Source organism: Pseudomonas sp. UC 17F4, from assembly GCF_900101695.1.
In the GTDB taxonomy this organism is placed as follows: domain Bacteria; phylum Pseudomonadota; class Gammaproteobacteria; order Pseudomonadales; family Pseudomonadaceae; genus Aquipseudomonas.
Map to the genome: position 1 here is coordinate 2,591,592 of NZ_FNKV01000001.1, position 18,099 is coordinate 2,609,690.

22 protein-coding genes are annotated in these 18,099 nt (G+C 58.9%); 9 read left to right on the forward strand and 13 right to left on the reverse strand.

Features of this window, described 5'->3' with window-relative positions:
* Positions 1-133: 133 nt before the first annotated feature.
* Both tal and dusA read right to left on the reverse strand, forming a co-directional pair.
* Positions 134-1,060, reverse strand: a complete 927-nt coding sequence (gene tal, locus BLR26_RS12030) for a transaldolase (RefSeq protein ID WP_093380795.1) — start codon at positions 1,058-1,060, stop codon at positions 134-136.
* A 125-nt stretch (positions 1,061-1,185) separates the two neighbouring features.
* Positions 1,186-2,196 (reverse strand): tRNA dihydrouridine(20/20a) synthase DusA, encoded by a 1,011-nt coding sequence (gene dusA / locus BLR26_RS12035; protein WP_093380798.1) that lies wholly within the window; start codon positions 2,194-2,196, stop codon positions 1,186-1,188.
* 102 nt (positions 2,197-2,298) lie between these two features.
* Here dusA and BLR26_RS12040 point away from each other — a divergent pair, with 102 nt between their 5' ends.
* On the forward strand, positions 2,299-3,423 hold the full coding sequence (locus BLR26_RS12040; protein ID WP_093387426.1) for a site-specific integrase: 1,125 nt from the start codon (positions 2,299-2,301) through the stop codon (positions 3,421-3,423).
* Between the two features lies 1 nt (position 3,424).
* On the opposite strand, the gene BLR26_RS12045 is transcribed toward BLR26_RS12040, so the two are convergent.
* From BLR26_RS12045 to BLR26_RS12080, 8 genes are all read right to left on the reverse strand, one after another.
* Positions 3,425-3,700: a pyocin activator PrtN family protein gene (locus BLR26_RS12045; protein ID WP_093380800.1), complete on the reverse strand. Its 276-nt coding sequence runs from the start codon at positions 3,698-3,700 to the stop codon at positions 3,425-3,427.
* On the reverse strand, positions 3,697-3,981 hold the full coding sequence (locus BLR26_RS12050; protein WP_093380802.1) for a hypothetical protein: 285 nt from the start codon (positions 3,979-3,981) through the stop codon (positions 3,697-3,699). The genes BLR26_RS12045 and BLR26_RS12050 overlap by 4 nt, the downstream gene beginning before the upstream one ends.
* Before the next feature lie 67 nt (positions 3,982-4,048).
* Positions 4,049-4,339 carry a hypothetical protein gene (locus BLR26_RS12055; RefSeq protein WP_093380804.1) on the reverse strand — a complete coding sequence of 97 codons (291 nt, stop codon included), beginning with the start codon at positions 4,337-4,339 and terminating at the stop codon, positions 4,049-4,051.
* Between the two features lie 25 nt (positions 4,340-4,364).
* Complete coding sequence (locus BLR26_RS12060) at positions 4,365-7,058, reverse strand: toprim domain-containing protein (RefSeq protein ID WP_093380807.1); 2,694 nt, start codon at positions 7,056-7,058, stop codon at positions 4,365-4,367.
* A gap of 2 nt (positions 7,059-7,060) precedes the next feature.
* Complete coding sequence (locus BLR26_RS12065; RefSeq protein WP_093380810.1) at positions 7,061-7,294, reverse strand: hypothetical protein; 234 nt, start codon at positions 7,292-7,294, stop codon at positions 7,061-7,063.
* A 69-nt stretch (positions 7,295-7,363) separates the two neighbouring features.
* Positions 7,364-7,729, reverse strand: a complete 366-nt coding sequence (locus BLR26_RS12070) for a hypothetical protein (protein WP_093380813.1) — start codon at positions 7,727-7,729, stop codon at positions 7,364-7,366.
* Complete coding sequence (locus BLR26_RS12075; RefSeq protein ID WP_093380816.1) at positions 7,729-8,196, reverse strand: YmfL family putative regulatory protein; 468 nt, start codon at positions 8,194-8,196, stop codon at positions 7,729-7,731. The genes BLR26_RS12070 and BLR26_RS12075 overlap by 1 nt, the downstream gene beginning before the upstream one ends.
* Before the next feature lie 30 nt (positions 8,197-8,226).
* Positions 8,227-8,484: a hypothetical protein gene (locus tag BLR26_RS12080; RefSeq protein ID WP_093380819.1), complete on the reverse strand. Its 258-nt coding sequence runs from the start codon at positions 8,482-8,484 to the stop codon at positions 8,227-8,229.
* A gap of 169 nt (positions 8,485-8,653) precedes the next feature.
* Between BLR26_RS12080 and BLR26_RS12085 the strand changes: the two genes are divergently transcribed.
* Positions 8,654-9,067: a helix-turn-helix transcriptional regulator gene (locus BLR26_RS12085; protein WP_093380822.1), complete on the forward strand. Its 414-nt coding sequence runs from the start codon at positions 8,654-8,656 to the stop codon at positions 9,065-9,067.
* A gap of 11 nt (positions 9,068-9,078) precedes the next feature.
* On the opposite strand, the gene BLR26_RS12090 is transcribed toward BLR26_RS12085, so the two are convergent.
* Genes BLR26_RS12090 through BLR26_RS12100 form a run of 3 tightly spaced genes read right to left on the reverse strand, consistent with a single transcriptional unit; the run spans position 9,079 to position 12,233 of the window.
* The gene (locus tag BLR26_RS12090; RefSeq protein ID WP_093387428.1) at positions 9,079-9,336 is read right to left on the reverse strand and encodes an Ogr/Delta-like zinc finger protein; all 258 of its coding nucleotides are present in this window, start codon (positions 9,334-9,336) and stop codon (positions 9,079-9,081) included.
* Positions 9,337-9,391: 55 nt separating this feature from the next.
* Positions 9,392-10,267 (reverse strand): phage portal protein, encoded by an 876-nt coding sequence (locus BLR26_RS12095; RefSeq protein ID WP_176794236.1) that lies wholly within the window; start codon positions 10,265-10,267, stop codon positions 9,392-9,394.
* Entirely contained in the window at positions 10,179-12,233 is a 2,055-nt protein-coding gene (locus tag BLR26_RS12100) for a terminase large subunit domain-containing protein (protein ID WP_176794237.1), read from the reverse strand. The genes BLR26_RS12095 and BLR26_RS12100 overlap by 89 nt, the downstream gene beginning before the upstream one ends.
* A gap of 159 nt (positions 12,234-12,392) precedes the next feature.
* On the opposite strand from BLR26_RS12100, the gene BLR26_RS12105 reads away from it, so the two are divergent.
* The 7 genes from BLR26_RS12105 (at position 12,393) to BLR26_RS12135 (ending at position 18,099) form a co-directional block, all read left to right on the forward strand.
* Positions 12,393-13,313, forward strand: a complete 921-nt coding sequence (locus BLR26_RS12105; protein ID WP_093380831.1) for a GPO family capsid scaffolding protein — start codon at positions 12,393-12,395, stop codon at positions 13,311-13,313.
* Between the two features lies 1 nt (position 13,314).
* Positions 13,315-14,334, forward strand: coding sequence for a phage major capsid protein, P2 family (locus tag BLR26_RS12110; protein WP_093380833.1), 1,020 nt, complete (start codon positions 13,315-13,317; stop codon positions 14,332-14,334).
* Entirely contained in the window at positions 14,331-15,056 is a 726-nt protein-coding gene (gene gpM, locus BLR26_RS12115; protein ID WP_093380836.1) for a phage terminase small subunit, read from the forward strand. Before BLR26_RS12110 ends, gpM begins: the two co-directional genes overlap by 4 nt.
* 332 nt (positions 15,057-15,388) lie before the next feature.
* Positions 15,389-15,850, forward strand: coding sequence for a head completion/stabilization protein (locus tag BLR26_RS12120; protein WP_093380839.1), 462 nt, complete (start codon positions 15,389-15,391; stop codon positions 15,848-15,850).
* Entirely contained in the window at positions 15,847-16,302 is a 456-nt protein-coding gene (locus tag BLR26_RS12125) for a phage tail protein (protein WP_093380842.1), read from the forward strand. Before BLR26_RS12120 ends, BLR26_RS12125 begins: the two co-directional genes overlap by 4 nt.
* Positions 16,292-16,972: a phage virion morphogenesis family protein gene (locus BLR26_RS12130; protein ID WP_093380845.1), complete on the forward strand. Its 681-nt coding sequence runs from the start codon at positions 16,292-16,294 to the stop codon at positions 16,970-16,972. Before BLR26_RS12125 ends, BLR26_RS12130 begins: the two co-directional genes overlap by 11 nt.
* 11 nt (positions 16,973-16,983) lie before the next feature.
* A complete protein-coding gene (locus BLR26_RS12135; protein ID WP_093380848.1) occupies positions 16,984-18,099 on the forward strand; it encodes a DUF2586 domain-containing protein in 1,116 nt (371 codons plus the stop codon).

Genomic DNA, 18,099 nt, shown 5'->3' on the forward strand with positions numbered 1-18,099 from the left:
GAGTCGTCGCACCGCCGCTCCCACTTGATGGGTGGGAGCGGCGGTGCGACGACTCGACTTGACCCGCGATGAGGCCCTGAAGGCCGATAGGATGCTCTACGCTGCACCCCTCACTGGCAAACCCAGATTTGTATCAGGCCTTTGCCGCCAACAACGCCTCAAGCTTCTCCTGGTCCCGGGCAAACTGGCGAATCCCCTCGGCCAGTTTCTCGGTGGCCATGGCATCTTCGTTCGACGCCCAGCGGAACTGGCTCTCCGTCAACTGCTGGCGCGCCTCGCCGGTTTTGCCAGGCTTGAGGATGCGCGGCAGCTCGCCCTGATCATCGCTCAACTGCTGCAGCAGCTCGGGGCTGATAGTCAGGCGGTCGCAGCCGGCCAGTTGCTCGATCTGGCCGATATTGCGAAAGCTCGCGCCCATGACCACGGTCTTGTAGTCATTGGTCTTGTAGTAATCGTAGATGCGCGTCACCGACTGCACGCCCGGGTCTTCGGCGCCGACATACTCCTTGCCGGTGGACTTCTTGTACCAGTCGTAGATGCGCCCCACGAACGGCGAAATCAAGAACACCCCGGCGTCGGCGCAAGCCTGGGCCTGGGCGAAGGAGAACAGCAGGGTCAGGTTGGTCTGGATGCCTTCCTTTTCCAGAACCTCGGCGGCGCGGATGCCTTCCCAGGTCGAGGCCAGTTTGATCAGCACCCGGTCACGGCCGATACCGGCCTGGTCGTACAGCTCGATCAACTGCCGGGCCTTGGCCAGCAGCGCCGGTTGGTCGAAGGACAGGCGGGCGTCGACCTCAGTGGAGATACGCCCCGGAATCACCTTGAGAATGCCGGCGCCAACCGCCACGGCAAAGGCGTCACAGGCGAGGCCGACATCGCCCTTGCTGTGCGCGACCGATTGCTGGAGCAGCTCGGCATAGCCAGGCATGGCCGCGGCCTTGAGCAGCAGCGAAGGGTTGGTGGTGGCATCGACCGGTTTCAAGCGGCTGATGGCATCAATATCACCGGTGTCGGCAACCACAGTGGTGAACTGCTTGAGTTGTTCCAGCTTGGAAGTCATGGGCGTGCTCTGTCCTGTGCAATGGATCGACATTACCCGAGCGCTGCCAGCCGCTCAAGGGCTGGCTGGCAGGCGGGGCGAAGGGGATAAGCCTTCGAGTGCCAAAGCGCGCACAGGTTCCGGGGTTAACGCCCCTGCAGCAGCTCGCCGGCCTGGTCGAGCAGGGCCAGCGGGTCCTTGCTCTTGTGGATATCCACCGAAAGCAACTGGCGAAACTTGCGCGCCCCCGGGAAGCCCTGGCCAAGGCCGAGAATATGCCGGGTGATGTGATGCATGGCGCCGCCGCAGGCCAGGTGCGCAGCAATGTAAGGGCGCAATTTGGCCAGCGCTTCGCTGCGGCTGATCACCGGCGCGCTGCTGCCGAACAACTGCTGGTCAACTTCGGCCAACAGATACGGATTGTGATAAGCCTCGCGCCCGAGCATCACCCCGTCGAAAACCTTCAAGTGCTCCTGGCATTCCGCCAGGGTCTTGATCCCGCCGTTGAGCACCAGCTCAAGGTCCGGGAAGTCGGCCTTCAACTGCGCGGCGACGTCATACCGCAGCGGCGGAATCTCACGGTTCTCCTTCGGCGACAAGCCTTCAAGAATCGCAATACGCGCATGCACGGTAAAACTGCGGCAACCGGCATCACGCACCTGACCGACGAAATCACACAGCTCGGCGTAGCTATCGCGGCCATTGATACCGATGCGGTGCTTGACCGTCACCGGAATCTGCACCGCATCCTGCATCGCCTTCACGCAATCGCCGACCAGCGCCGGATGGCCCATCAGGCAGGCGCCGATCATATTGTTCTGCACCCGATCGCTTGGGCAGCCAACGTTGAGGTTGACCTCGTCATAGCCTGCGGCCTCGGCCAGCTTGGCACAGGCGGCCAAATCAGCCGGCACACTGCCGCCCAACTGCAGCGCCAGCGGATGCTCGGCCTCGCTATGACGCAGGAAACGCTCGGCATCACCGTGCAGCAAGGCGCCGGTGGTAACCATTTCGGTGTAGAGCAGGGCGTTGCTGGACAGCAGGCGCAGGAAGAACCGGCAGTGGCGGTCAGTCCAGTCCATCATGGGCGCCACGCTAAAGCGTCTCGACACCGTAGAGCTTGAGTTTGCTGGGTATGTAGCTGAATTCTGTACCATTTTGCTCTACGTATTTGGTGTCTGTTTTCGGGGGTAAATGGGCGTTATTTGAGGGTCGTTGGTACAATGTACCAATCATTTTTTCAATTGTACCAGTTGACCATGGCCACGATCAGAGCACGGAAACGCACCGACGGCAGCAGCAGCTACACAGCACAGATACGTCTTTATCGTGATGGCGTACAAGTTTACCAAGAGAGCCAGACCTTCGCCCGAAAACAGGCTGCTCAAGCGTGGGCGAGAAAGCGGGAGTCCGAACTGGATCAGCCCGGCGCGATCGAGCGCGCCAACCGCAAAGGCGCGACCATAAAGGAAATGATTGATCGCTACATGGTTGAGATGGAGAAAGCCCGGCCTTTGGGTAAAACCAAACGCGGTACGCTCAAGGCAATCAGTGAGTCCTACCTGGGTAAGGTGGCCGACCAGGACATCAACAGCCAGCTGTTGGTGGAGTATGCGCTATGGCGTATGGGTAAGGAGGGTGGCAGCATCCAGCCACAGACAGCTGGGAACGACTTAGCGCATCTTGGGGCAGTGCTTTCGATTGCTCGTCCTGCTTGGGGGTATGAGGTTGATCCGCACGCTATGAGCGATGCACGACGGGTGCTGAAGAAGCTGGGCTACAACATGCGTAGTCGAGAGCGTGACCGTCGGCCCACTTTGGACGAGTTAGATAAGCTGCTAACGCACTTTCAGGGTATTCAGGCCTATCGCCCGACTTCAATTAACATGCTCAAGATGACGGCGTTTGCCTTGTTTTCAACGCGCCGGCAGGAAGAAATTACGCGTATTCAGTGGGCTGATCTGGATGAGGTGGGTCACAGGGTACTGGTGCGAGACATGAAAAACCCAGGACAGAAAATTGGCAATGACGTCTGGTGCCACCTCCCACCAGAAGCCTGGGCGATTCTTCAATCTATGCCAAGAGCGGTACCCGAAATCTTCCCGTATAGCGCTGAGGCGGTTTCTACATCCTGGACCAGGGCCTGCAAGTTGCTTGGCATTGAAGATCTACACTTCCATGATTTGCGCCATGAGGGGGTTAGTCGCCTGTTTGAAATGGAGTGGGATATTCCAAGAGTAGCCAGCGTCTCAGGGCACCGTGATTGGAACTCAATGCGGCGGTACACGCACCTTCGTGGGCGCGGAGACGCCTATGCAAAATGGACGTGGCTGGAGACTGTCCTGCAGGCGCCCGTGAAGCTGGGCGCCAAGACATTGAAGTAAATCAGCTGCCGCGTGGCGCGCTGTTCAACTGATTGTTTTCTTTCACAGCAGCAGCGCGTTGCGCATCCAGATATTCGGACAGGTCCGAAATGTGGATTCCCTTCGCACTTTTCTGGCTGGCCTCCAGTCTGGTAATCGGGATCCTGATCTGGCCGGCCATCACCTTGCGCTGGAACATATCTGTGGTGAGGTGAGTGAAATAGTCTTGGCAGACCTGGTCGAGCGGAATAATGGCTTTGCCGTTGTATTGGGCCATGAGGACAAACAGCGTTTTCATCGTGTTGCTCCTGTGTTTGCAGTAGCTGGAAGCTGAGCAAGTAGCTTTGCTACAACTGCTGCGTCGAACTCTGTTAGATCGCCCAAGCTCTGCGCCATGTTCGTTAGGCTTTCGAGCCGAATCCTGGCATCTGGTGTTTTATGGACCTGGTACCCAACCAATGCATCGCCGATCATCGCGGTGACAATCATGTGTCGCGTGGGTTTGTCGATGGTGAGCGCTTCTTGGCTGGCAGCTGTGGTAGCCTTCTGGCTGCTGCTGACAAGGTGACATGCTTGCATAATGTTGCTCCTTCTCTGTGGTGGGTCTTGAGGAGTTCGTACCTCCTCAAGGCCGTTTCCTAGTGCTCTAGTCGCGTCGTATTAAATGAATCTGCAGCTCCTCAAACTGAGGAGAGTCTTCCAGGTTGGTCTGCCAGGTCAGCACCGCCAATATTTGCTCCCGTGTACAGCCGTTCACCAGAATCTGTCGCTGACCACCTTCAATCCTCACCTCCAGAATCTCCAACAAACTGTCATTGGAATAGGCACCTGCTTGGATAGTGGGGGCGTCTATACCGTCCGCTTTCATCTGATGCAGAATCTGCTGTAGTAGGCTGGTGCCGGCGTTACAGCTACCGATAATTACTTGAACTTGCATCACTTGGCTCCTTGAACTGTTGGGGTCAGCTAGCCTGGAAAATCCAGCAGCGAACGGTCTTCGGTTTATTGGCGGCATCAAGCTCCCAGGCTGAGCACGTACTTTTGTTGGATTCGATGAACTTGGGGCACTTGCTCGTTTTCAAGTGGCGTTTCAACTCGGTCAGATCGGGCACCTTCTGCCGTTTCTCTGCGGCCTCCTTCGCGAAATCGTTGAGATTTACGGCGATGGTGCGGTCGTTACGGGAGTGGTTGAGTCCGCCGGCAGCGCTGTTCAAGTACTCGTACAACTCCCAGAACTCGACAACGATCGGGTGGTCAGCGTTGATCGCCAGCTGGCGATCTTTGGCCATGGTCTGAATCTCCGCATGGGCCGCTTCCACCTGGTGTTTTTTCAGCGGTACAACGTGAACCAGGGCGTCAACCAGGGCGTGTAGCTGAGCGTGATTTTTTGCAATCCGGACGGTGCGGATCTCTGGCAAGGCCAACAGCTGCTGTTCGTACAGGGGGCCCTTCTCGCGAACGGTCTCCATCACTACGCTTTCCATCATGGTCGACTTGACCAGGAATCCGCTGACGCGATCGACCGGCATGCGCTCGAGTTTTTCCACCTGCAACTTGGTCTGGGGTGTCTGACCGTCCTTCGTCATCGCGATATGCACCAGGCGCTGCAGGATGGGCTCGGAAGCGTTTACCGCGTGGTTCTGGCCGATGACCACAGCGCCACGGAAAGGTGGCTCGCGGGTGTCGTTGCCATTGTTTTTGACCCCGGTGGATCGGACGCTACGGCCGTTGTAAGCGGTTTTCAGCTCGTCCCAGTCGTACTGCTTGGTCTGGCTGCCGTCGGTCTTCTCTCGCTCCGATTCGATCAGTACCACTGGCAGATTGCCGACCTGGGCGAAGTTTCGAGCCCTGGCCACTGGCGTGCCCTTGGTAGGGTCAAAGCCTTCGTAGTCGAGACGGCCGCACAGCTTCCACAAGAATTCGATCAGCGTGGACTTACCCGCGCCTGGCTCACCGATGATTTCCATGAACGGGTAGCTTTTCTGGTGTTGCCGGATCTGCTCGGCAAACAGCGAGCCGAACCAGAAGGCGAGCGCGACCAGGCCCTTGGCGCCGAAGCACTCCCAGATAATATCCAGCCACTCGGTGTCGAACTTCTGCAGGTCTGTATTCAGATGCAGGGTGACGGACTGGCTGAGGGTCTTGATGCTCAGCCGATCCATATCGAAGAAGTCTTCCTCGTTCAGCTTGAACACCTTGCCGTCGCGCACTGCCACGTCGCCGTAGACATACGCCCCGTGCTCACGGGTGTAGCCGGTGAAGTCGATGGTCTGCACGGTCTTGAGGGCATCGGTTTGCTCCTCAATGAAGGCATCCAACTGCTGGGTGGTGCCGGTGAACATCCCTCCCGGGGCGATACCAAGCAGGCGCTTCTTGAACTCTGCAGACGACGCGATCTGCGAGCTGGTGAAGGTGTTCTTGATCGGCGCTGCGTCGTGGGCGAATGTGATCCGGAAGTAGTACCAGGACTCGTCGGTAAGCTTGTTCTCCTGGTAGTACAGGGCCTTTGGGTTGCAGGTGGCAATGCGCTGCAGCGCGCCACACTGTTGCATTGCCTTGGCCCGCATCTGCTTGTTGTTCAGCAGTTGGTCGTCGTGATGCTCGCTGTCCTCAAGCTCTTGGATGGCCTTGTTGTACTTCTCCAGGTCGAGCTTGAACCAGTACAGACGATTGCCGAACTCCAGGTGAAATTCGCTACGGCGCTTCCAGTCAAACATCACCAGGGCCTTCTCGGTGGCGCTATCAGCGATCAGCAGGGCGCCGTGGTGGCGAGCGATGGTGATGTCCTTGTCGAACTGAGCATCACGTTTCTCGCCTTTGTCCAGGAACTGCCAACGTTGGTGCAGATCGTTCCAGTCAGCTTTGCGATTGTCGCGCTGCGGAATCTGGGCCGCCTCACAGGTGAAGCCCAACTCTCGGGCCATACGTACCCACCGCTTGGTGTAAGCGTGTGCACCAGGTTCGTTGTCCAGCGCCCAGATCAGCTTTGGTAGGTTGCCCGGACGGGCCTCGACCAGCGCCTGCAACGACTCGGCAGGAAAGGCGTTCGAGGACATTGCCGAGACTGCGGCCATGTTGTGGTGCACCAGAGCGATCGCGTCGAAGATACCCTCGACGATCCAGATCTCCTTCGCCTCGAGCACGTCGACGCATGGAGGGCACCACCACACGCCGCGATAGCTATCACCAGGTGCGAAGCGAGCCTTCATCTTGCCGAAGCGAGCTGGCTTGTCGATCAGGCGTTCCCAGTAGCCACCTTTTTCCAGGGCGAAGCGTACGGTTGCGCTGCCGGCGTTGTGCTGGGCCGAGTAGTAGGTCTCTTGGGTAAACCAGCCCGCGATCAATCCGATGTCGAAGCCGCGGCCAAACTCAAGGTAGGCCCGAGCAGTGGCCGTTGGGGCGATGTCTGTCGCAGGCGCTCGCTTGCTCCAGTCTTCAAACAGGTCGTTGTAGATCTCTTTGACGTGCAGGGTGTGGCCGCACTTCTCTGAGCGACCGCAGATCACCAGCCAGGGTTTGTCGTGCCGCGAGTACAGCTCGCGCTTATGGCACTTTGGGCATTCGCCGCCACGCATATATTCGGTACCGTTACGGTGTTTGAGGCCGTAGTCGAATTCCAGGCGCTGCAGGACGTCATGACGCAGGTCGTCTCTCATGGTTATTTCACTGCTTTAAGGCTATGGCTTATTGCGCCAATCAGGCGCTTCTGTGCAGCCATCACCGGGGTGTTGGCCAGAATCTGGTTGTGGCGGTCTTCGTTGGGCACGTATCGATATCGATCGGCGTACCAAAGCTCATTGAGGCTGAGGCGGTACTGTTCCCGGAGGTTGGCCAGCAATGCCTCTGCCTGGTTACGCGGGAGTTGCGTATCGATTTTCATGGCGTCCCCCATGGTCAAACCTCGATTTCGGGCAAAGCTCACCCAAACCCACGGCTGCAGGCTCAGGAAAGGCAATTGGAGTTATGAAAAGGTGGTGATGAAGCGGGCGTTGTCAGGTGCGGCAATGATCCGCTCGTAGATCACACTGATCGGGATCGCCCAGGTGGACCCCGTAGAAGGGTCAACAATCACCGACTTGGCCGGCGAGCTGTTGCTGAGATCGAGGCGGTGGCGGCTACGGATCACGTCAAGTTCGCTGTAGGCCTGTTCCGCCAGTTTACGAGCGGTAACTGGTGCAACTTCAAGAGCACTTTCCAGGTGTATAACGGCGCGCTCCAGCAGCAACGGATCATTTGGCAGGTACTGGAACTGATGACGGGTGAGAAACGCCAGAGCGGCACTGCGCATGCAATCCTGGTACACGGTTGTGCTGTCGTCGTGTCGCATCACTCGTGCTCCCTGTGAAGTTGTACAACGGCTAGAATTTCTTCATGCCGAGCTGACAGATGTCGGGTGTGCTCGCCCAGAATCTCGTCCTCTTCGTCGTGCTCGATCACACCGTCAGCAAGGGCCTTGGCTATGATCTGATCGACTTTCCCGCGTAGCGCTGAGGTTTTGATCGAGAGGCTGTAAAGCTCCGTGTTGTCGAGCGTTTCGGGGTTGTTCATCGGAACGAACATGCCGCCGTATAGCGATGCGACGAATTGGGGTAAAAAACTGGTGCCCGATAAGCATTCCAGCTGGTGCAGCTGCTCATCTGTTAAGGGACGACTCCCGTTGTTTTCGTATGCCTGGTTATCAAACCTCTTCAGCCTCAGGCCCAGATGTTCGGCTGCACATACACGCCCGCCAGGCAGGCTATGAACGATGGCTTTAACCACTTCGCGACGACTTTTAAGCAGAGCGCTGTTCATCTTCTGGTTTCTTCCCTGTACCTAGCGGGCTTAGTGTTCGGTTGGCTGCTCTTTTGGCGTCTGGGCGAACTCGTCGACGAGAATGCCCGGCACCACTTCCTCGCCGATGAATCGCGATAGGTCACGCAGAATGCTGAAGGTGATGCGGCCGGAGGGTAGGGTGGTCTTGTCCGCCCACCGTTCAACCGCTTGCCGCACGGTGCAAGGGTCGTAATTGTGCTGATGGGCAAACTTGCTGAAGTTGCTCCCCCGTTCGATCAAGCGTGCCTGCACTGCTCGTTTATTCATTTCTGGTCGCCCTTCTTCGGTCCTTGATTTGGCTGAAAGTGTGATGAACGTCGATGTACGGTCGTTTTCCGTGCACCTTGCCCATTGGTTCAGCTGCCATCTATTGGTTAGGATGTACTCAATTCGTGTAAGCCTAATTACCCAAAATGGGACAGTCAAGAGGTGATTATTGAAATTGGGTAAAAAAACTGCAGGAGATGTGCTTGACCGTCTCCAAATTGTGTTCGGGGTGGGTAGCGATTCTCAGCTCTGCGTGACTGTGGGTGTGCCCAGGGCAACGATGGGAAATTGGCGTTCGCGGGACTCCGTCCCCTACGAGTTGTGCGTACGCGTTGCCGAAGCGGAAGGACTGTCGCTGGACTGGCTTTTGCGTGGTGAGGGACCCATGAAACCGGGAGAGGTCGCGCCGGTAACGAGTGCGAACACCCCCCAAGAAGATGCGATTCTGTCGCTGTACCGTGCTCTGGGTGACGCTGATCGGCGGGATATACAGAGCGCTGTTGAGGAGAAGAAACGCCTGAGGGATATTGAGCAGCGCCTGGAAGAACTCGAATCCCAGAGACCTGAACAACGACTGGGCTAGTGGGCAAATGCTCATCGAGTAGCCCGCTCAAGCTGTTCGAAAATATCTCTTTGCTGTGCCCTGGTCATTTCGCGGAGTCGGCCAAAGACGAAGCGATCGATGGCCTGGGCAGATGGATTCAAGGTGTGGGAAAACGTCAGATTTGCTACCCAGGTGTGTCCGCATTCCGGCGAAAGGCACTGGCAGTAAAGGTTCGTAAAGTCTTTGGAAAGGTCATTCCTTGAGGATATCCGGCCCTTTCCCCCGCATTCGTTGCAATAAACCCGCATGATCCCTCCCCAGGGCGTATAGATCGCCATTATTTTGCCATACGTTCGCTGCAAGTTATTCGTTTTGGGTAATTGTTTCTGGGGTATGAAGTTCTCGCCAAGTGATTTGCCGGTCCTGACGTAAGGTTTCGTTGACCTGATTGAACAGCTGACAGATCGGTCCAATCTCGTTACTGGTGTAGACCCGGTCGATTTTTTCGATGTCGCCGAAGCCCCCACTGTTTTCGGGAATGATGCCGGCAAGCGCAGGGTTCATCCGCCAGGCGGCGATGATGTCGTTTCGGGTGATGTTCTTTACCTTCTCCAGTTCGTCCTTGGCCTGAAAATCCCCCACGGGGATGATCTTGATAGCATCCTCTTTTCCACCTGGGATGTTGACGAACATCGATCGGAAGTTGCCCACACCCTTACTCGCGCTGATCTGCGCCCGCAGTTCGTCTTCGTCTTCTTCGGTTAGGTCCGGGTCGTTGGTGTAGAAGATGTACCCGGCATGCGCGCCGTTGGCGTAGTAGCGCCGGCGGAACAGTGTGGCGGCTTCGTTGAGCAACAGTGCTTGCAAGCCGCCCAGGTAGTCGGGAATGCCGTAGATGTTTTGCTCCACGTCATAGTCCATGACGTGCTCGATCTCGTCCTGGTTGAAGTCCATGAACTTGTTGTCCGGCAGCAAAAGCCTGAATCCTCCGTCCACCTTCACTCGCATGTTGATTGCCGGCAGGTGTTCCAGCTCCAGGACCTGCCCGAACGCATTGGCTTTACGATAGAAGTACGCCTCGCCAAACACCATGTAATCCAAGCCGGCCCTGCCCATGGTTTGAGCGCTGCACCCCTCTGAGGCAACGAACTCACGCAATAGCAGGTTGCGTTTGAACTTCGGGATCGCGCCGTGGTGCGCGTTGGCGCGTAGCAGCTTGGCCAGGCCAGTGCGCGACACAGGCGGCTTGTAAATCTCGCCGTCGTCGCTGGGAAACACCCCGACGTACTCGCCGATATTGCCGCTCAGCACTTGCTCCGGTTCCCCGAAGGTGAACATCCGCGTGGGTTGCCGCTGTCGATCCGGCTGCTTTTTCGGGCGATTTCTGTGTCGTGGATTGGGCATTTGTTCCGCTCGTAAGGTAGCGACTGCGGCGTCGCTTGTTCGTGTTCAGGGGTTCGTTGTGCAGTGCGTGCATGATTGCCCAGGCGATATCCGCGTGGCCGGTTGCATCGGTTCGGGAGGCGCTGTAGGTGACCTGGCCGCTGCCGGTGGTACCGCGCTTGATCGTCAGGAACGCCTGGGCGATGTCGGTCCAGCCGGCGTCCCATTCGATCCGGCTGCCCTGGATCGTGTCCTGGGCCTTGAGTACCAGGAGGTTTTTTGTCTCCAGGCTGTAGTGGATCGAGGTGGCGCGCGGGTAGAAGTCGCGCACCAGGTCGAACACGCCATAACCGATGCCGGTGGTATCGATACCGATGTGTTGGACGTTGAAGCGTTCGGTCAACTTCTTGACCTGGTCGGCCTGGTACTTGAACGACTGGCCACGCCAACTGTGCTTCTCCAGGATGCGGAACTTCGCTCCAGGCTCCAGGGGAGGGGCGACAACCACACAAGTGGCGTCGTCGCGTGTTCGGCTTGGGTCGTAGCCGATCCAGACCGGACTGTTGCCATAAGGGCGGTCGGTCGTGGGGTCGAAGTCTTCCCAGAGCGTCAGGTCGGAATAGCAGCGCTCCAGGTCTTTCAACCCGAATGCGCTCTGCGTACTGTCGATGAACTTGCAGTAAAACAGTTGCTGAAACTTGTCTTCGTCGTACTCCAGCTGCAGTTGCTCAAGGTCGAACAGGTCGCAGCCACCGTCGATCGCATCCTGGATAGTGATGGTCTTGCGCCATTGGCCATCAGGACACAGCGCGCCTTGGGTGTATGCCTCTTCAGTCGGCCAGGTACCACCAGCTTTTTTGCCGCGCTTGCTGTTGCGGAATTCTTCGCCGGTCCAGAACGGGTAGGCCTGGTGCGAGACGGCGCTAGGGGTAGAGAAGTAGGTTTTGCGCCACTTCTTGTGGGTGCCCATGGCGCTGGCCACGGTGCTGAGTTTCTCGAAGTCGCGGATCCAGAAGTATTCGTCCACGTACACGTGGCCGTGATAGCCCTGGGCAGTGCTGCTGTTGGTGCTGAGAAAGCGCAGCTCGGCGCCGTTGCTGAGCACAATCGGGTTGCCGGTCAGTTCGATGCCGAACCATTGCTGGGCGAACTGGATGATGTAGCTACGGAAAATTTCCGACTGCGCCCGGCTTGCCGACAGAAATACCTGGTTGTCGCCGCTCAATACGGCGTCCATGAACGCCTCGCCGGCGAAGTAGTAGGTCAGACCCACCTGCCGGCTCTTCAAAATGTTGCGGATCCTGCAGGTCAGCGGATTCTGCTTGGCCGCGAAAAGCTCCTGCTGGTAGCGGTACATTTTGCTGATGAACTTGTCGAGAAAGTCCACCTCGCTAAGGCCGCTGATATCGTTCTTGGCCTTCTTCTCTTTGCGTTTCCCACCCCGATCGCCGCGTTCTCGACGCTCACGACGTTGGCCGTGAAGCTCCTCCTGGTTGGGGTCCGCTTTCGCGTCATTTGCCGGTGTTGCCGGCGGACGGCTTGATTGCTTTATCAGCCGCTCACGGATCGACGTCAGGCACTCCAGCTCCTTTCGGTCGCCCTCGGTAAGCGTGCCCGGTTTTTCCATGATGAGCGTGATCCGCCGGCTGACAGCGGTCACCGGTTCTTCATCCGTGAGCATGTCATCCCACGAACCCTGGCGGATCCAGTAGTAAATGATTCGCTTGTTCGGCAGCTTCAGGTGCGCCTGGATCTCCTTCACCGAACAACGGCGCAGGTAGAGGCGTTTGGCGGCTTCTTTGACTTCGGTCGGGTAGTTCATGGGCCGCAGTCTATGCGGCGAACCCCCCGAAAACGCGGGGTAAAACTGCGCGTAATTCCTAGATTCTGAAAATAGGAATTTTGCGCAATCTAACCGTTTGGCTGGGAGGTATTCGCTCCCTAAGGTGGCGCTCATCGACCACCACCGAGCGCTGCATCAATGCCCCGTGCCCTTGTCTCCTACTGGAAGCGTGTAGCCGTTAGCGGACCAACTGTTGATGGCCGTGAAATCTTGCCCCAGGAGCTGCGAGACATCGCGGAGACCTACGACCCGTCCCTCTACACCGCAGTTATCTGGTGTGAGCACGAACGGTGCTATGGCTCTTTCGGGACGGTGTTCGCTGTACGGCTCGTTGAGAAGGCCGACGATCTGGAGGAGGGGGCAGTGGCTTTGGAGGCACAGCTTAAGCCCAACGACAAGCTGCTACGCCTCAATGACATGGGCGAAAAGCTCTTCTCCAGTATTGAGATCGACCCGAATTTCAGGGGCCGTGGCAAGGCTTACATGCGCGGCATCGCTGTGACAGACGAGCCGGCAAGCGTAGGCACCCAGGAACTCTATTTCTCAGCAAAGACCAGCAAGCACACCTACTTCGCTGCTTCGCAGTACCTGGGCCCGCTCCAGGACGAACCCAAGAGCGAAATGGGCAAGCTGGCCAGCATGATCGTCAGCCTTTTGAAGCGCTTCGCAGTGGATGACCAGGCCCCTGTGACTGAACCCACCCCAACCGAGAGCAAACCCCCAATGGATGAAGCCACCGCTACAGCCTTGAAGGCCCTGCGCGACCAAATGCTGATCGTCGTAGCCGGCCTGGACGCGGTCGTCGAAGGCGCCGCCGCCGATGCACCTGAACCTGATGCTGAATTGATCGATGACGTTCAAAGCGCGGTTGACGAAATCGTCACCACTGCCGAGGAAGAACGTGAGTACCGCCGCAAAGGCGATCCCGGCAACAAGGCTGTGATGGCCGCCCTGGGCAAAATCCAGAAGCAGTTCAGTGCGCTGCAGAACACTCCGACCGGTCGCCAGGTACCACGCAACCCAGGCCCGGTGAACCCACGCAAACCACGGGTGCTCTGATATGTCTCGTAATCTGAGCGCCTACGGCGCCCGAATGTTCGCCGAACTGCAATTCGCACTTGCAGAAACCTATGGTGTTGACCTGGTCAGCGAGCACTTCAGCGTTGAGCCGTCGATTGCCCAGGAACTGAACGACGCCATCACCGCGAAGGCCGACTTCCTGGAACGCATCAACGTCATTCCGGTGACCGAGATCAAAGGTCAAAAGGTGTTCATTGGTGTGTCGGGGCCAGTTACTGGCCGAACCAACACCAAGACCACCGACCGCGAGGCAAAAGACGCCTCGGCGCTGGATGACACCACCTACGAACTGCATTCCACGGAATCCGACGTGGGCCTGCCGTACGCGAAGATTGATGCTTGGGCGAAATTCCCTGACTTCCACCAGCGCTATTCCGCTGCTGTGCAGAAGCAGATCGCCCTGGATCGCATCATGGTCGGCTTCCACGGGCTGAAGGCGTCTCCGCAGACGGATATCACTCAGTATCCGATGCTGCAGGACGTAAACAAAGGTTGGCTGCAGCAGCTGCGCGAGCAGGCTCCTCAGCAGGTACTCAAAGAAGGGAAAACCGCCGGCAAGGTAGTACTCGGTGCTGCAGGCGACTACGCGAACCTCGACGCCCTGGTCCACGACACCTTGCAAATGGTGGATGAGCGTCTTCGCGACGGTGGCGACCTGGTGGCAATCATCGGTTCTGACCTTCTCGCTGCTGACAAAGCAAAACTGTATGCCAAACAGGGCGACGTCCCGACTGAGAAAGAACGCATTGAAGATGCGCAGGTGATCGCCACCTACGGCGGCTTGCCAGCTTTCAAGGTGCCGTTCTTCCCGGTGAATGCGGTCCTGGTCACCAGCTTTGACAACCTGTCGATTTACTACCAGGACTCCAGCTGGCGCAAGCAAACCGTAGACAACCCGAAGCGTTCCCGCGTCGAGGACTACAACAGCCGTAACGAGGGCTACGTGATCGAGCAGCTCGAAAAGATCGCGCTTACCGAAAACGTGGAGCTGGCCGCATGACCAGTCTGGCCCTGGCGCACAAGCGCCGCACTTTGGCCCTCGGGGTCGCGGCAGTAGCCGCGGCTGCCGCAGTTCCTCAGGCGTACTCCAGCGCTACAGCCCTGGACAGCCCCGCCAACGCTAAAAAGCACCTGAGACTGATGGAAGCCAGCCTGGACCAGGACCTTGAGCGTTTGAGTGCCATCAAGGGTATGGCCGGTAAACAGGATCTGAAGCGTGGGGAGCTGCTGGGCAAGTACCAGGACTACGTGCAGCGCTACTTGGACTCAGGCCTGGTCTTCCCGAACCGCGTCCTGGTTCAGGTGATGGTCTGGCTTTTCGACACCGAGCAGTTCGAAGACGCCCTGGAGTTGGCTGATATCGCGATCGCGCAGGGGCAGCAGATGCCCGAAGGCTTCAAGCGTCGTGATGTTCAGACCTTTGTTGCTGATGCCATCGGTGACTGGGCCTATGCCGAGTACCAAGCCGAGCGCAGCCCAGAGCCTTACCTGTCCGATCTGCTGCCCCGTGTAGACGGCGAATGGGACCTGCCGGAACAGATCCCGAGCAAGTACCACAAGTTGATCGGCATCCGTGCCATGGAGGCCGAGCAGTGGGAAACCGCGCTTTTCCACCTGGAGCGCTCGACGGAGCTGCACCCGTCGGCAGGAAACAAAACCCGCATCGATAAATGCCGCAAGGCCCTGGCGAAACCAGCAGCCTCCGCCGGCGTTACCGAGTAAAGGAGTGGAAACGAACATGCACAAACATCACGTATTGCTGGCTTCACCTGGTGCCCACTCGCACGGTGTCGGGTACTCCCTGACCGCAAACATGGGTACGCATCAACACACCTTTGGGCCGCGACCAGGCGAAAACGAGCGACAGCTCGGCGCATCGCAGAGTGACAGCGTGGGCCCGCATCAACACTCGGTCGTACTGCTGGGCCCAGGCTCGCATACACACGCCTTCAAGTAACCGTCTACCCCCCCCAGCGGGAACCCGTGAAACGAGTCAGCCATTTATGGCCCGCCCCGTTGAAACGGTGTTTCCCGCCCTATTCGAGTGGCCAGCGATGAGCTTTTCAGGCAAACCCACCACGTATGTGGAGCAGGAAATCGAGAACGACGGCTTTTGGCCGAACCTCTCCGTGTCCGAGTTCCAGAAGGCTTACCGCCTGCCGGGTGAGTACCTGGGCGAACTACTGGTCACTCTCCTATCCACGGCCATGCTGCAGGTCAATGCCGACCTGAAACGCCTCACGGCCAGCTGGCAATCGCTTGGCATCACCACCGTTGCCACAGCTGATTCCCGGTTGCTGCCTGAGCGTGCGTTCAAGGTCGCACTGTACAAGCGGGCCGTGTATTGCCGGGCGAAAGGAACCGCCCTGACCGACTTTGCAACCGTCACCCGGCGCGAAGTGGCCGAGAACACCGGCAAGGAAGCACCAGAGCGCGGCGAGACTTACCTGGAGTTCAGCGCCCAGGCGGTGCGGGCCCTGCAAGGCCGCAGCCGCATTACGGTCGCGCTGCTGTGATCCAGCTTCAAGCGCTGACCGCGTATCTGCTCGATCGCCAACTGGTGGCGCCTGAGCAGTTCGACAGCTGGTGTGAACAGGTGGACCTGGTCCTAGTGTGGCGCTTGGACGAACGCGGCCTGCACATGGGCAACATGCGCTATCGCGCCGTGTTCAGCCTGGAGCGCTTCAACGGCTCGCCGGCGCGTCTGATGGCGTTGGTCGGTAGTTGGCTGGAAACCCACGACTCTGACCGCGACAAGCACGAACTGCCGGCGCCGGCGTTCGCCATTGAGCCTCTGGACCTGGGCGCCGAGCTGTTCGACGTGGAGTTGGTCCTGGAGTTCGTAGACCCCCTGTACCTGGCCGAGGATCCAGACGGCGAGATCGAGGCCTTCGATAAGACCTGGTCGTTTATTCCGTTCGATCTGTGGGTTGCCGAACAGGGCGAGGTGGTCAGCCATGGCGAGTAATCCACTCGGCCTGACCACCCAGGGCCAGCTTGGCGTCCAGGAGCAGTTGGCACTGCTTCGCCTGCCACCGCAGAAACGCCGGCGCCTGCTGAACAACGTGAGCAAGCGTGTGCGGACAATCAGCCGCAAGCGGATCCGCGAGCAAAAGAACCTCGACGGCTCGTCCTTTGCCCCCCGGAAAAGCACCGAGAAGGCCAAGAAAAAGATGGAGGCCGGCCTGGGCAAGCTGCTCCAGGTCACCAGCCTCACGTCTGACCAGGCCGTCCTGGGCTGGAAAAACGCGCTGACCAGTTGGATCGCGACCCAGCAGCACAACGGCGTGTCCGAGCGCAGAACCGCCGCCCAGATGCGGCGCTGGAGCCGCGTGCCCGCAGGGACGGCAGCAACCCCCAAGCAGGCCAAGCGACTGCGCCGGTTGGGCTTCCGTACCCGCCAGGCCGGTAAGAAGACCCTCAGCCGGCCATCCGTGGCCTGGATTCAGGAGCACGTCAACTACGCCCAGGCCGGGCTGCTGATTCGCATCCTGGACGACCAGCTGGCTGCGTCCACCGGCGCGCAGAGCTGGGAAATCACTCTGCCTAAGCGCCAGTTCCTCGGGGTCAGCACCGCCCGAGACACCAACGAGTTGGTGAACCAGGTGCTGCAACAAATCCTCAATTCACCCCGTTAGCGAGGCACCAAATGGCACTCGGTAGAGTCAGCGTGAACAATCTCAACCTCGGCCAGGGTGCCGTAACCGAGATCGAGCGCTATTTCCTTTTCATCGGCCCCGCCGGCAAGAACGTCGGCAAGCTGGTGCCCCTGAACACCAACAGCGACCTGGACGGCGAACTTGGCGTGCAAGCCAGCGACCTGAAAACCCAGGTTGCCGCAGCCCGGGCCAACGGCGGCGATCGCTGGGCCTGTCTGGCTGCGCCGATCGGCCCCGAAGGCGAGTGGGCTTTGGCCCTGGAAGACGCCCAGCAGAAAGGCTTTTCTGTCGAAGCGGTGGTGATCACCAAGCCGGTTACTGCCGGCACCGAACTGGAGGCCATGCACGCCGCCGTCGAGCAGCTCAATAACAAGTATGGCCGTCGTGCCTTTGTGCTCGCCGCGACTGCCGGCATCCAGTCGATTAGCGGCTGGGCCGAGTATCTGGCCGAACAGAAAGCTATTACTGCCGGCATCGCCGCGCCGCGTGTCGTCGTGGTGCCGCAGCTGCACGGTAACGACCTGGGCGTGCTGGCCGGGCGCCTGGCCAACGCGGCCTGGAGCATCGCCGATACCCCTATGCGCGTAGCCAGTGGTCCAGTGCTGAGCCTGGGCCCTATTCCTGTGGACAAGGACGGTGTGCCCCTGCAGTCGGCCACCCGCGCCGAGCTGGACAAGGCGCGTTTCTCCGTCTCGCAGACCTACCCGGATTACGAGGGCGTTTACTGGGGCGATGCCAACCTGCTGGACACCGCCGGCAGTGACTTCCAGGTCGTGGAATATCTGCGCCTGGTCGATAAGGCCGCTCGCCAGATCCGTCCTTTGCTGATTCGCCGCATCGGTGACCGCCGCCTGAACAACAGCCCCAACAGCATGGCAGCCAACAGAACTGCCCTGATGGCCCCACTGCGCCGCATGGCCAAGGCCGTGAAGTTCGCCGGGGAAGTCTTCCCTGGTGAGATCCAGGCGCCCAAGGACGGCGACCTGGTGCTGATGTGGCGTAGCCCTACGCAGGTCGAGGCCTTCGTGAAGATCCGGCCCCAAAACTGCCCCAAAGACATCACCGCGAACATCGCGCTGGACCTTTCCCAGGACGACCAGGAGTAA